The organism is Buchnera aphidicola (Muscaphis stroyani), assembly GCF_005080865.1.
Lineage (GTDB): Bacteria > Pseudomonadota > Gammaproteobacteria > Enterobacterales > Enterobacteriaceae > Buchnera > Buchnera aphidicola_AG.
Window position 1 is genome coordinate 393133 of the sequence record NZ_CP034861.1, and the last position, 13704, is coordinate 406836.

Sequence of the window (13704 nt, forward strand, 5' to 3'; positions counted from 1 at the left end):
ATATTTATATTCATTATTTTAATACAAAAAAATATTTATTAAAATATGATAATTAATTATAATAAAGAAATTAATTACTAACATAGTTAAATTTTTACTTGAAATAAAATAAAAATATAATTTTATTATAAAAAGTTAAAAAAATTTAATTTAATGAAAAGTAATGTACTTGTATCAATATTGTTAAAATTCACTTCTATTTTATTAGAGAATTCATTATGAACTCTTTTTATCAGCGCCATTTTTTAAAATTGTCAGATTTTACTTGTTCAGAATTAAAAAAAATTATTTCTTTATCTAAAAAACTTAAAGTACTAAAGAAAAAAAATAAAGAAATTCCAATGCTTAGAAAAAAAAATATTGTTTTAATTTTTGAAAAAGAATCCACTCGAACAAGATGTTCTTTTGAAGTTGCTGCATTTGATCAAGGAGCTAATGTTACCTATTTAGGCCCAGGGAGCACTCATCTTGGAACTAAAGAATCAATTGAGGATACTGCAAAAATACTTGGAAGAATGTACGATGGAATACAGTATAGAGGACACAATCATGAAATTATAGAAACTTTATCGAAATATTCCAATGTACCAGTATGGAACGGATTAACTGAAAAATTTCATCCAACACAATTAATATCTGATTTATTCACTATACAAGAAATATTTCCAAATAAAAAATTTTCTGACATTAAATGCGCATATGTTGGAGACGCTCGTAATAATATAGGAAACAGTTTATTAGAAGCTGCGTCTATTGTCGGATTAGATTTACGTTTGATATCTCCTAAAAAATATTGGCCAGAAAAAAAATTTTTTATTACATGTCAAAAAAGATCTCAAAAAAATAATGGAAAAGTAATTTGTACTGAAAATATTCTTCATGGAATAGAAAATGTAGATTTCATTTACACTGATGTTTGGGTATCTATGGGAGAATCAGCTGAAATATGGGAAAAAAGAATTAAATTGTTAAGAAAATACCAAGTAAACGATGAAATGTTAAACATGACTAATAATACTCAAATAAAAGTATTGCATTGCCTTCCTGCTTTACATGATCAAAAAACTGAAATCAGCAAGTCTATTTTAAAACAGTACGCACTTAAAAATGGCATAGAAATCACAAATGATGTTTTTAAAAAACATGAAAACATTATTTTTGAACAAGCAGAAAATAGATTGCATACTATAAAATCTATTTTATTACTAAGTCTGTTGAAAAATGTAGACCTTTAGATATATTTTAAAAAATTAAAATTTTATATATTTTAATATTAACTGAGTGTTGTATTATTTTTTTAATTTTAAAAAAAATACTTTATATCATCTATTTTAAAAAAAGGAAAAATTGCAGTTGATAAATTCATTATATAAAAAAAATATAATTTCTATAAATGATCTGAAACGTAATGAATTAGAATTAGTTTTAGAAAAATCAGAGATACTAAAAAAAAAAATAATCAAACTCTTCTAAAAAATAAGATCGTCGCCAGTTGTTTTTTTGAAGCCTCTACTCGAACTCGTCTATCTTTTGAAACTGCTCTTCATCGTTTAGGCGCTTCCGTAATAGGATTTGCTGACGGAAATAATATTTCTTTAGGAAAAAAAGGAGAAACTCTAGCAGATACAATTTCTGTTATTAGTTCTTATGTAGATGGAATTATTATTCGACATCCTCAAGAAGGATCAGCACGTTTAGCATCTGAATTTTCTAATGGTATACCAATATTCAATGCAGGAGATGGATCCAACCAACATCCTACTCAAACTTTGTTGGATTTATTTACGATTAAAGAGACACAAACTAGATTGTGCAATTTAAATATAGCTATGGTAGGAGATCTTAAATATGGCAGAACTGTTCATTCTTTAACACAAGCTCTTGCGAAATTCAGAAACAATAAATTTTTCTTCATTTCACCTGATGCATTAAAAATGCCAAATTATATAAATGATATGCTTTATAAAAAAAACATCTATTGGAAAAGATGTCAAAATATTGAAGAAATAATTTCTGAAATAGACATTCTGTACATGACGAGAGTTCAAAAAGAAAGGCTAGATCCTACTGAATATGCAAACGCTAAATCAAAATTTGTTTTATATGCTAAAAATTTAAAAAATGCTCGAAGCAATTTAAAAATATTACATCCACTTCCTCGAATAGATGAAATAAATCACGATGTTGACTATACTCCTTACGCTTGGTATTTTAAACAAGCAGAAAATGGCATTTATACACGTCAAGCAATTTTATCTTTAGTATTAATTGAGAAATATTCATAAAAATGCAAATTAATAAACTTCAAGTAGAAGCAATTAAATCTGGAAGTGTTATAGATCATATTCCAGCTCATATTGGTTTTAAGCTACTATCTCTATTTAGATTTACTGAAACAGAAAAACGCATTACCATTGGTTTAAATTTGCCTTCTAAAAAAATAGGAAAAAAAGATATTATAAAAATTGAAAATACTTTTCTAAGTGATGATCAAATCAATCAATTAGCTATTTATGCTCCGTACGCGACAGTTAACTATATTAATCAATACAATTTAGTAGAAAAAACTTTTCCTACTTTACCTAAAAAAATAGATCGCATTCTAATATGTCCAAATAGCAATTGCATTAGTCACAATCACTGTATAACTTCTAGTTTTATTTTTAAAAAAGATATGAATGATAACATGTATTTAAAATGCAAATATTGCGAAAAAGAATTTTCTAAAAACACAGTTTTATCACATTAAAAAATAAAACCATCACTATTTAAAACAACAGGAATAAGATGATATTTTATGAATCAAATAATTATGACAAAACAAGCGCCTAAAGCCATTGGCCCTTATTCTCAAGCAATAAAAATAGAAAATTTTTTAATGATATCCGGACAAATACCAATTGATGTAAAATCTGGTTGTATTCCAGAAAACATAGCTGAACAAACTTATATTGTATTAAACAATATAAAATCTATTATTGATGAAGCTGGATTTTCATTAAGAAATATTATTAAAACTACAGTTTTTACTACTAATTTAAAAAAAATTGATATAATTAATGAAATTTATAAGAAATTTTTTAAAGATCATCAATCACATTTTCCTGCTCGATCTTGTGTGGAAGTTCAAGCGCTACCAAGAAATGTAAAAATAGAAATTGAAGCAATTGCGTTTAAGAAAAATAATTAATACTTATTTTAAATAGTCATATAAAAAATATAAAATATATTTTGATGCAACATAATATACAAAATTTTTTTAATAATTTTAGACATATAAAATATTTAATATGCCGCAAAGCGGCATAAAAAATCATACCTTTCTGCGACGGGAAAAAGATGATGTTCTCTTATTTACAAGTATTGAAGATTTAGTTATAGGTTTTTCAAGGAAACGATGATTGTTATTTTTAACTTTATCAAATGAATAGCGATTATACGACTTGTTTTCATAAAATCTTGAATCTTTTAATAATTTTATGTTTATAGGTTTATTTAAAATTTTAGTTCGTATAAACTTTTGTAATAAATCTTTTGAAAGTCCTTTAGGTAGTTCAATAGTAGAGTAAGTAGAAAACAACTTTACATTTCCAATGTAACGACTATTAATTTCGCCTTCATTTGCAATTGCTCCGACTATATGACGAATTTCAACTCCATCATTACGCCCTATTTCTATACGATATAAATCAACTGGTTTCATATCTTTTCGTTCTCGTCGATTTCTATTATTTCGATACTCTTCGCGACGACGATCTTTTTTAAATATGAATTCTCGAGAATGAATGTTTCTATCTGGCTTGATAATTAAGGGTCTCTCACCCTGAGCCATTTTTAACAAAGCGGCTGCTAAAGTTTTAATGTCTAAATCATCTGTTAGATATAGTTTACTTAGTAAAGAAGTATATTCATCTAAATCTTTGCTTTCTAATTGTTGTTGAACTTTTTTTGAAAATTGTTCTAAACGTCTTTGACATAACAATTCAATTTTTGGCAACTGAACTTCGGGAATTGATTGTTTTATAGTACGTTCAATATTTCTTAATAAACGACGTTCACGATTTTCTACAAATAATAAAGCTCGACCTGTACGACCAGCTCGACCTGTACGACCTATTCGATGCACATAAGATTCTGAATCCATAGGAATGTCATAGTTAATAACAAAACTAATTCTATCTACGTCTAAACCACGAGCAGCAACATCTGTAGCGATTAAAATATCTAATCGACCATTTTTTAATCTTTCTAAGGTTTGCTCTCGAAGCGCTTGGTTCATGTCTCCATTTAAAGCTGCGCTATTGTATCCATTTTTTTCTAAAGCCTCAGAAACTTCTAAAGTAGCACTTTTAGTCCTAACAAAAATAATAGTAGCAGAAAAGTCTTCAGCTTCTAAAAAACGGATCAAAGCGTCAGTTTTTCTACCATAAACTATCCAATAACTTTGTTTTATATCTGGACGAGTTGTTATGTTGGATTGTATTTTTATTTCTTGAGGATTTTTCATAAATCTTTTGGAGATTCTACGTATTGCTGCTGGCATAGTAGCTGAAAATAATGCAGTTTGATGTTCTTTAGGGATTTCAGATAAAATTGTTTCTACATCTTCAATAAACCCCATTCTTAGCATCTCATCTGCTTCATCTAAAACTAATCCATGTAAATTGGAAAGATTTAAAGTTTCTCTTTTTAAATGATCTAATAAGCGTCCAGGAGTTCCTACAACAATTTGAGGTCCTTGTCGCAATGCTCGAAGTTGTAACTCATATCTTTGACCACCGTATAAAGGTAATACGTTTACCCCAATCATATATTTAGAAAAAGCTGAAAAAGCCTCTGCGACTTGAACTGCTAACTCTCTTGTTGGAGCTAAAACTAAAATTTGAGGTGCTTTTAACGAAACTTCTAAGTTATTCAACAAAGGCAAAGCAAAAGCAGCTGTTTTACCACTCCCCGTCTGAGCCATTCCTAAAACATCACGACCTTTGAGTAGAAGAGGAATGCAAGCTAATTGAATGGGAGAAGGTTTAACATATCCCATTTCGTTTAAAGATTGAATAATAAAAGAATTTAAACCAAGAAAAGAAAATGTGCTTTCAATATGAGTCATGCAGTAGATATGCCTTTTAAGTTACAGTAGCCAGTCTACATAAATCATGATGAAAATATTATATATTCTCATTGAAAGGTGTGAACCGGCAAAAAATTAGTTAATTTAAAAATAAGTAAATAAATTTGTATTAAATACAAAGATTAAAAAATATATTTATTATTTATTGCTAATGATTTTTTAGATATATACAATATATTTTAAAAAAATAACATTAGCAATCTATTAAATTTTTTTATTATTAAATATAGTTTAATATCAACAAAAATTTAAAATAAAATTAATTCAAGTAATAAAAAATTAAAAAAAATACTATTTTATATGGTACTATTTGATAAGACATAAATCTATATTTTATTAAAAATAAAAAATTTTTTATCTATGAGTAATAATAATTATATCAGATAATAATATTTTTTATAGATGTATTAGAGATAATAGAGTTTTTGACTTCTTTAATACTTAATCTTAAACGTCCTTGACGATCTATTTCTAGTACTTTCACTAAAACTTTTTGATTAATTGTTAAATGATCAGAAACTTTATCCACTCTTTTTTCAGAAATTTGAGAAATATGAACTAAACCTTCTTTTCCTAATCCAATAGAAATAAAAGCTCCAAAATCAACAATGCGAGTAACTTTACCAGAATAAATTTTACCAACCTCTATTTCAGCTGTAATTTCTTGAATTCTTTGAATAGCATGTTTTGCTTTTTCTTGAATAGAAGCTGATATTTTAACAGTTCCATCATCTTCAATTTCAATGATTGTTCCAGTTTCTTCTGTAAGCATTCGAATAACTGAACCTCCTTTTCCAATTACATCCTTAATTTTTTCAGGATTTATTTTAATAGTATGAATTCGAGGAGCGAATTCAGAAATTTCACTTCTATGAATACTCAAAGCTCGTTTCATTACATTCAAAATATGCAATCGAGCCGCTTTAGCTTCATTTAAAGCTTTATGCATAATTTCATTTGTAATACCTTCTATTTTAATATCCATTTGCAATGCTGTAATACCTTCTTCAGTTCCAGATACTTTAAAATCCATATCTCCTAAATGATCCTCATCTCCTAAAATATCTGAAAGCAATACATATTTATCTCCTTCTTTAACTAAACCCATTGATATTCCAGCAACAGCTGATTTTATAGGAACTCCAGCATCCATTAAAGCTAAAGATGCTCCACAAACAGAAGCCATAGAAGAGGACCCATTAGATTCAGTGATTTCAGATACTATTCTAATAGTATATGGAAAATCATCTAATTTAGGCATTACTGCTAAAAGACTTTTTTTTGCTAAACGACCATGTCCGATCTCTCGTCTCTTAGGTGATCCCACTATTCCTATTTCTCCAACAGAATAAGGAGGAAAATTGTAATGAAATAAAAAATTATCAGTTCTGTCTCCTAATAGTTCATCTAAATTTTGAGCATCTCTAGACGTACCCAAGGTAACAGAAACTAAAGATTGAGTTTCGCCTCTGGTAAACAAAGAAGATCCATGCGTTCTAGGTAAAACACCTGTACGAACATCTAATGCACGAATCATGTCTTTTTCTCTTCCATCAATTCGTGTTTTATTGTTCAATATTCGGTCGCGTACTATTTTTTTTTCTATCTTTTTTAAAACATCTTCAATTTCTATAATATTTATATTTGAATTTTCATTTAAAAATAAATTTATTATATCTTCTTTAATAAAACTTAACTTTTCATATCTTTCTTGTTTATCAGAGATAAGATAAGCATCTCTTATATTTTGTTCAGATAATTTAATAATTCTAAGCTCCAGTGATTTATCAATTTCTGGATAAGATACAGTCCAAGGTAATTTACTGGCTTCATTTGATAAAGAACGAATATTATTAATTACTACTTGTTGTTGTTGATGACCAAAAGAAATAGCGCCTAACATTGTTTCTTCACTGATAATTTTTGCTTCAGCTTCTACCATAAGAACAGCATTTTGAGTTCCTGAAACAACTACATCTAAAAAGCTAGACTTCATATCATCACTTGTAGGATTCAGTATATACTGACTGTTAATATAACCAACTCTAGACGCAGCAACTGGGCCATAAAATGGAATTCCTGATAAGCTAAGAGCTGTTGATGCACCAATAATCGCTATTATATCAGGATTAATTTGAGGATTTACTGATACTACTGTAGCTATAATTTGAACCTCATTGAAAAAACCTTTAGGAAATAAAGGTCGAATTGGTCTGTCTATTAGACGTGCTATTAATACTTCATTTTCACTCGGACGCCCTTCTCTTCTAAAAAAACCACCTGGTATCCGACCTGCTGCATATGTACGTTCCTGATAATTTACAGTAAGCGGAAAAAATGTTTGATCTGTATTTGTTTTTTTTTGACCTACAACAGTGACAAAAACCGCTGTATCATCCATGCTAGCCATGACTGCAGCAGTCGCTTGCCTAGCCATTATACCTGTTTCTAAAGTGATTGTATGCTGGCCATATTGAAATTTACGTACAATGGGATTGAGCAAAATAATATCCTTAATATAAAACTAATTTTGTATAAATTGATCAGTTACAATCATACTTTTTGGGAATAAAAACGCATTTTTATTCAAAACATTAAAAAATTTATAAAATTCCAATTTTTTTAATTAATGAACAATTCTTATACTTTATAAAAAATAACGTAATAAAACTGTAAAAAAAGGGCTAGCAAAAAGCCCTTTATAAATATTTGTAATTTATATTATTTAAGTATTTTAAAAATTTTTAAAATAATAATATCAACTATCGTCTTAAATTTAATTTTTCAATTAATTCAGAATAACGAGATATATATTTGTTCTTTAAATAATCTAATAATTTACGACGTTTTGAAACCATACGCAAAAGACCTCTTCGGCTGCAGTGATCTTTTTTATGATGAATAAAATGCGTCTGAAGATGATCAATTTGAGTAGTCAGAAGCGCAATTTGAACTTCTGTTTTTCCGCTATCTGCTTTATTTTTACCATATTTTAAAATAATTTTTTTTGTATCAATTAAACCAAAAGACATTTAGAACTCCAAATAGTTTTAAGTTAGATTAAAAATTTCTAATTCAGTAAAACATTTTGAAAATAATAACATGATCGTCTAAAATTAAACAATGCATAACTTTATGAGTGAATTTCAGAAATTAATCGATGAGGAATTAATAATTTATTGACATTAATTCTTCCTAACCCAAGAAACTTATTATTCTCTTCTTCAAATACTCGAACTAAACTTTTTTTAATATTCGAGTCAAAAATAACTGATTGTCCTGATTTAAAATTGTATGATTTTTTACACGAAAGATAAACTTTAGGAAAAAATGAAACAGGACTGTCAATCGGCATTAATAATTCATCTATTTTTTTAAAAAATTTAATATTTTTAATATGTTTAATATTCAGTAACTTATACAAATCAGATATTGTTACTAATTTAGAATAAGAATAAGTTGCTACTTGTAATCGACGTAGATTAGCTACATGCGCCCCACATCCCAAATTTTCTCCTAAATCTTCAATAAGAGTACGTATATATGTTCCTTTAGAGCAAACAATAATGAATTCTATTAAATTTTTTTCATAACTTAAAAATTCAATTTTATGTATATAAACTCTCCGAGAGTTTCGATTAATTTGTAATCCTTTTCGAGCATATTTATACAAAGGTATACCATTATGTTTAATAGCTGAATGCATTGGTGGTATTTGATAAATACAACCTGTAAACTTTTTTATTGACGCATCAAGATCGTGAGATGAAAACAAAATGGGTCTTTTTTTTATAATTGCCCCACTAGCGTCAGAAGTGGAAGTTGTTTCACCTAATTTAGCAATTACATGGTATTTTTTATCAGAAATATTTGAATAATAAGAAAATTTTGTACTCTCTCCAAAACAGATTGGCAACATACCAGTTGCTAAAGGATCTAAAGTACCAATGTATCCTGCTTTTTTAGCATTAAAAATCAGTTTAACTTCTTGTAAAACATAATTGGAAGATATTCCTTTAGGTTTATCTAATAAAAAAAATCCATGAATATCTCGTTTTTTACGAGAATTCATTAATTTATCTTTATATTTGTTCATCATTAGATATCATTATTTTTTATCAAATTGTTTAATATCATAGAGATTTTATTTCCTTGTATCGAAGAACTGTCGTGATAAAAAACAATATTGGGAACTATTCTTAATCTCATTTCTTTGCATAACAATTTCCGAATGTAACCAGAAGCTTTATTTAAAATTATCAAAATTTTTTTAGAATTTTCTTTTTTATGATAGTCTAAAAAACTAATAAAAATTTTTGCATTAGATAAATCTTTAGAAACTTGAACTTCAGATACTGTGATCACTATTTTAAAGCGCGGATCTTTAAGAGAATGATGAATAATCAAAGCTATTTTTTTTTGTATTTCTGATGCAATTCGTGACGCTCGACTAAATGATTTGTCCATAATTATATTACCAAATTAAATATATTATATGGAAAAAAATATAAAATAAATATTTCATGTAAACTATGTTTTTAAAATGTTCTTTTAATTTCTTTAACTTCAAAGACTTCAATAGTATCTTCAACGTGCAAATCATTATAATTCTTTATTCCAATTCCACATTCTATACCATTACGAACTTCGCTTACATCCTCTTTAAAACGACGAAGTGATTCTAATTCACCTTCATAAACAACTACATTATCTCGTAATATTCGAATTGGATTATTTCTTTTAATAATTCCTTCTGTTACCATGCATCCAGCAATAAAACCAAACTTAGGCGATTTAAACACATTTCTAACTCTAGCTAATCCAATAATGTTTTGTTTATATTCAGGGGATAAAAGACCTATGATTGAGGACTTTACTTCATTAATTAAATCATAAATTACTGAATAATAACGTAAATCTAAATTTTCTGATTCAATAATTTTTTTAGCGGCAGAGTCTGCCCGAACATTAAATCCTATAATAATAGCATTAGACGAGAACGCTAAAGAAGCATCTGTTTCTGTAATTCCTCCAATTCCTGATCCTATAATCTTAACTTTAACTTCATTACTAGACAATTTTAATAAAGCTTCATAAATTGCTTCTAAAGACCCTTGAACATTAGATTTTAAAACAATTTTTAATTCAGAAATATTGTTTTTGTTTATGTTTTCAAACATGTTTTCTAAACTAGATCTATTTTGGCTTTCTAATTTCTTATCTCTGAATTTATTTTTTCGATAACATGCTACTTCTCGAGCTTGTTTTTCATTACGGACGACAGTAACTTTGTCACCTGATAAAGGGGCTTTAGATAATCCTAAAACTTCTACTGGAATAGAGGGACCAGCACTGATTATATTTTGACCATTTTCATTTCTTAATGCTTTAATGCGACCATATTCAAAACCACATAATACTATGTCTCCTTTTTTTAAATTTCCTTTTTGAACTAATATTGTCGCTATTGGACCTCTTCCTTTATCAACAAAAGATTCTATAACGACACCTTCCGCCATTCCAGTGTTTACTGCTTTAAGCTCTAAAATTTCTGATTGTAACAAAATAGAACTTAAAAGTTTATCAATTCCTTTTCCTGTTTTCGCGGAAATACATACAAATATGTTTTCACCACCCCATTCTTCTGAATGAATATCATACTTCATTAAATCATTTTTAAGTTTTTCAATGTTAGAATCTAATCTATCTATTTTATTAATAGCTACTATTACTGGTACATTAGCTTCTTTTGCATGTTGAATAGCTTCAATCGTCTGCGGCATAACCCCATCATCTGCAGCTACAACTAAAACAACTATATCAGTAACTTTGGCTCCTCGAGATCTCATTGCGGTGAAAGCAGCGTGACCTGGAGTATCTATAAACGTAATAGATCCTGCGTCTGTATTTACATGATAAGCGCCAATATTTTGAGTAATACCTCCAGACTCAGACGAAACTATTTTAGTAGAGCGAATACAATCTAATAAAGAAGTTTTACCATGATCTACATGACCCATAATAGTCACTATTGGGGCTCGATTTATAAAAATTTCATTACCCATATCTCGATCCTTCATTATTAACTCTTCTAATATATTTTCTCGGTGCAAAATTACTTTATGACCCATCTCTTCAGCGATTAATTGAGCTGTATCTTGGTCAAGAACTTGATTTATTCTCCCTGATATCCCCATGTTTGTCATAGTTTTTATGACTTCTGAGCTTTTAGTTGCCATTTTATTAGATAAATCTAAAACACTAATTTTACTTCCAAGTACAACATCTCTATTAATAGTAAAATCAGGTTTTTTAAACGTTTGATGAAATAAAATCGATTTATTTTTTTTATTATTATTTTTAATAAAAACAGATTTTAATTCTTCTTTTTTAATTTTATTATAATTAGATTTATTATTTTTTTTATTTCTATAATTTTTTAAATTTGAATGATATTTTTTTTTATCTTTTTCTAGTAATTTATTGTTATCTTCTTCAGATTCGCGAGAATGTAAAAATGTTGTTAAATGATAATCTGTTTTATTTTTTTGATAAAATTTATGAATTTCTATATTTTCTTTTAAAATTTTTTGAGTGTTTATCTCGTTTATTTTTGAATCAATGATTTTTTTAAATTTTTTATTTTTTATTGTATTGGATTTTTTTAAATTATTTGAAATATTTTGTTTTTTTTGCTTTTTTTGAATATTATTTTTTGTCATTAAAGAATTAGATTCTAAATTTTCGGAAAAAATTTTTGCATCTAATTTAGAATTTTTTACATAAGTTTTATTTTTTCTAATTTCTACTTGAATAGATTTGTTTTTGCCTCCAACTGTTAATACATTTAAAGTCCTTCTCGTTTTTCTTTTAAAGATTAAAGTATTTGATAAAAATTTTTTATTTTTATCTATGTGCTTTAATAAAGAGTTTTTTTCTTCTTTACTAATGGAATCATTCTCATACTTAAATATTCCGATGTTAGATAAATGCTCTATTAAATCTTTAACTGAAATTTTAATTTCGTGTGATAAAGCTTTTAAACTTATATCTGTCATACTATTTATTCCTATTGTCAGATCTCAGTGCCAAACCAGCAAATATTTCTAGCAGTCATAATTAATAAACCTGCTTGTTCAGAATTTAAATTTTCAATATCTGTTAAGTCATCTATTCCTTGATCGGCTAATTCTTCTAAAGTAAATATATTTTTTTTAGCTAATTGAAGAGCTAATTTTAAGTTCATTCCATTAATACTCAATAATTTTTCTGTTATTTTTTTTTCTATAGTTATTTCATTTTTTTTTGATTCCATTTTAATTAATCCTAATTTAGCACCTTCTCTTACTAAAACTGCTTCTTTTTGAGTTAGACTCTTAATAGAGAGTAATTCATTAAATGGTATGTAAGCTAGCTCTTCAAGAGAAGAAAATCCTTCTTTGACCAAAATATTAATAATGTTTTCATTAACTTTTAAGTTTTTTTTAAAAATATCAAAAGCAGCACAGGCTTCCTTTTGGTGTTTTAATTTTAAATCTTCAGTGGTCATAACATTTAATTCCCAACCACTGAGTTGCGACGCTAAACGAACGTTTTGACCATTCCTTCCAATAGCTTGTGCTAAATTTCCAGAATCTACAGCTATGTCCATAGTGTGATTATCTTCATCCACTACAAGAGAAACAACATCAGCTGGAGCCATAGCATTGATTACAAATTGAGTAGGATTATCATCCCATAAAATAATATCAATTCTCTCCCCGCACAATTCGCCGGAAACTGCTTGTACCCGAGCCCCTCTCATTCCAACACAAGCTCCTACTGGATCAATTCTCTTGTCATTGGTTTTTACTGCAATTTTAGCTCGAGATCCAGGATCACGTGCTGCTGCTTTAATTTCAATAACTTCTTCTCCGATTTCAGGTACTTCAATTCGAAATAATTCAATCAACATTTCAGGTTTAGAGCGGCTAATAAATAACTGAGAACCACGAGTCTCTGGATGAACTCCATACAACACTCCTCGAATACGATCACCAGGTCTAAAATTTTCTCTGGGTAGCATTCCTTCTCTTAAAATTGAAGCTTCAGCATTGTTTCCTAAATCTAAAATTAAATTATCTCTATTTATTTTTTTAACTATTCCAGTAATTATTTGACCAATATATTTACGAAACTGATCAACTAACATTGCTCGTTCAGCTTCTCTTACTTTTTGAACAATTACTTGTTTTGCTGTTTGAGTAGTTATTCTATCAAAATTAACAGATTTAATTTCATCTTCTACAAAATCATTTAATTGGACTTTATCCCCTTCAAAACATGCTGCTTCTAAAGTAATCTCTTTAGTTGGGTGAGTTACTTTTTCTACCACCATCCATCTTCTGAAAGTAGTAAAATGTCCAGTTTTTTTATTAATGCTAACTCTAACATCAATTTCTTGTCCATGTTTTTTCTTTGTTGCTGTTGCTAATGCAATTTCTAAAGCTTCAAAAATTTTTTCTCGTGGAAGCGATTTTTCATTAGAAACAGCTTCTACAACAGCTAAAATTTCTTTATTCATCTTGGTAGCC

At 27.8% G+C, this 13704-nt stretch carries 10 protein-coding genes and 1 pseudogene; 4 read left to right on the forward strand and 7 right to left on the reverse strand.

The window, feature by feature from the left end; translation table 11 throughout:
• Nucleotides 1-218: 218 nt before the first annotated feature.
• The 4 genes and pseudogenes from argF to D9V75_RS01790 all read left to right on the forward strand — a co-directional run bounded on the left by argF (nucleotide 219) and on the right by D9V75_RS01790 (nucleotide 3190).
• Nucleotides 219-1235 carry an ornithine carbamoyltransferase gene (gene argF, locus D9V75_RS01775; protein ID WP_158343661.1) on the forward strand — a complete coding sequence of 339 codons (1017 nt, stop codon included), beginning with the start codon at nucleotides 219-221 and terminating at the stop codon, nucleotides 1233-1235.
• Nucleotides 1236-1353: 118 nt separating this feature from the next.
• Nucleotides 1354-2285: pseudogene (pyrB, locus tag D9V75_RS01780) on the forward strand (aspartate carbamoyltransferase).
• Between the two features lie 2 nt (nucleotides 2286-2287).
• Nucleotides 2288-2749, forward strand: a complete 462-nt coding sequence (pyrI, locus tag D9V75_RS01785) for an aspartate carbamoyltransferase regulatory subunit (protein ID WP_158343663.1) — start codon at nucleotides 2288-2290, stop codon at nucleotides 2747-2749.
• Nucleotides 2750-2797: 48 nt separating this feature from the next.
• The gene (locus tag D9V75_RS01790) at nucleotides 2798-3190 is read left to right on the forward strand and encodes a Rid family detoxifying hydrolase (RefSeq protein ID WP_158343666.1); all 393 of its coding nucleotides are present in this window, start codon (nucleotides 2798-2800) and stop codon (nucleotides 3188-3190) included.
• Nucleotides 3191-3313: 123 nt separating this feature from the next.
• Here D9V75_RS01790 and D9V75_RS01795 read toward each other — a convergent pair whose 3' ends face one another.
• The 7 genes from D9V75_RS01795 to nusA all read right to left on the reverse strand — a co-directional run bounded on the left by D9V75_RS01795 (nucleotide 3314) and on the right by nusA (nucleotide 13694).
• The gene (locus tag D9V75_RS01795; RefSeq protein WP_158343668.1) at nucleotides 3314-5110 is read right to left on the reverse strand and encodes a DEAD/DEAH family ATP-dependent RNA helicase; all 1797 of its coding nucleotides are present in this window, start codon (nucleotides 5108-5110) and stop codon (nucleotides 3314-3316) included.
• 400 nt (nucleotides 5111-5510) lie between these two features.
• Nucleotides 5511-7634 carry a polyribonucleotide nucleotidyltransferase gene (pnp, locus tag D9V75_RS01800; RefSeq protein WP_158343670.1) on the reverse strand — a complete coding sequence of 708 codons (2124 nt, stop codon included), beginning with the start codon at nucleotides 7632-7634 and terminating at the stop codon, nucleotides 5511-5513.
• Nucleotides 7635-7893: 259 nt separating this feature from the next.
• Nucleotides 7894-8163 carry a 30S ribosomal protein S15 gene (rpsO, locus tag D9V75_RS01805; RefSeq protein ID WP_158343672.1) on the reverse strand — a complete coding sequence of 90 codons (270 nt, stop codon included), beginning with the start codon at nucleotides 8161-8163 and terminating at the stop codon, nucleotides 7894-7896.
• 101 nt (nucleotides 8164-8264) lie between these two features.
• Entirely contained in the window at nucleotides 8265-9203 is a 939-nt protein-coding gene (truB, locus tag D9V75_RS01810) for a tRNA pseudouridine(55) synthase TruB (RefSeq protein ID WP_158344065.1), read from the reverse strand.
• 26 nt (nucleotides 9204-9229) lie between these two features.
• Nucleotides 9230-9598, reverse strand: coding sequence for a 30S ribosome-binding factor RbfA (rbfA, locus tag D9V75_RS01815; protein WP_158343674.1), 369 nt, complete (start codon nucleotides 9596-9598; stop codon nucleotides 9230-9232).
• 71 nt (nucleotides 9599-9669) lie between these two features.
• Nucleotides 9670-12189, reverse strand: coding sequence for a translation initiation factor IF-2 (infB, locus tag D9V75_RS01820; protein WP_158343676.1), 2520 nt, complete (start codon nucleotides 12187-12189; stop codon nucleotides 9670-9672).
• 17 nt (nucleotides 12190-12206) lie between these two features.
• A complete protein-coding gene (gene nusA / locus D9V75_RS01825; RefSeq protein WP_158343678.1) occupies nucleotides 12207-13694 on the reverse strand; it encodes a transcription termination factor NusA in 1488 nt (495 codons plus the stop codon).
• Between the last annotated feature and the right edge of the window lie 10 nt (nucleotides 13695-13704).

What these genes read in the sequence shown, in the direction of transcription:
- argF (WP_158343661.1), top strand. Translation starts at nt 219, where the DNA reads ATGAACTCTTTTTATCAGCGCCATTTTTTAAAATTGTCAGATTTTACT.
- pyrI (WP_158343663.1), top strand. Translation starts at nt 2,288, where the DNA reads ATGCAAATTAATAAACTTCAAGTAGAAGCAATTAAATCTGGAAGTGTT.
- D9V75_RS01790 (WP_158343666.1), top strand. Translation starts at nt 2,798, where the DNA reads ATGAATCAAATAATTATGACAAAACAAGCGCCTAAAGCCATTGGCCCT.
- D9V75_RS01795 (WP_158343668.1), bottom strand. Translation starts at nt 5,110, where the DNA reads ATGACTCATATTGAAAGCACATTTTCTTTTCTTGGTTTAAATTCTTTT.
- rpsO (WP_158343672.1), bottom strand. Translation starts at nt 8,163, where the DNA reads ATGTCTTTTGGTTTAATTGATACAAAAAAAATTATTTTAAAATATGGT.
- truB (WP_158344065.1), bottom strand. Translation starts at nt 9,203, where the DNA reads ATGAATTCTCGTAAAAAACGAGATATTCATGGATTTTTTTTATTAGAT.
- rbfA (WP_158343674.1), bottom strand. Translation starts at nt 9,598, where the DNA reads ATGGACAAATCATTTAGTCGAGCGTCACGAATTGCATCAGAAATACAA.
- infB (WP_158343676.1), bottom strand. Translation starts at nt 12,189, where the DNA reads ATGACAGATATAAGTTTAAAAGCTTTATCACACGAAATTAAAATTTCA.
- nusA (WP_158343678.1), bottom strand. Translation starts at nt 13,694, where the DNA reads ATGAATAAAGAAATTTTAGCTGTTGTAGAAGCTGTTTCTAATGAAAAA.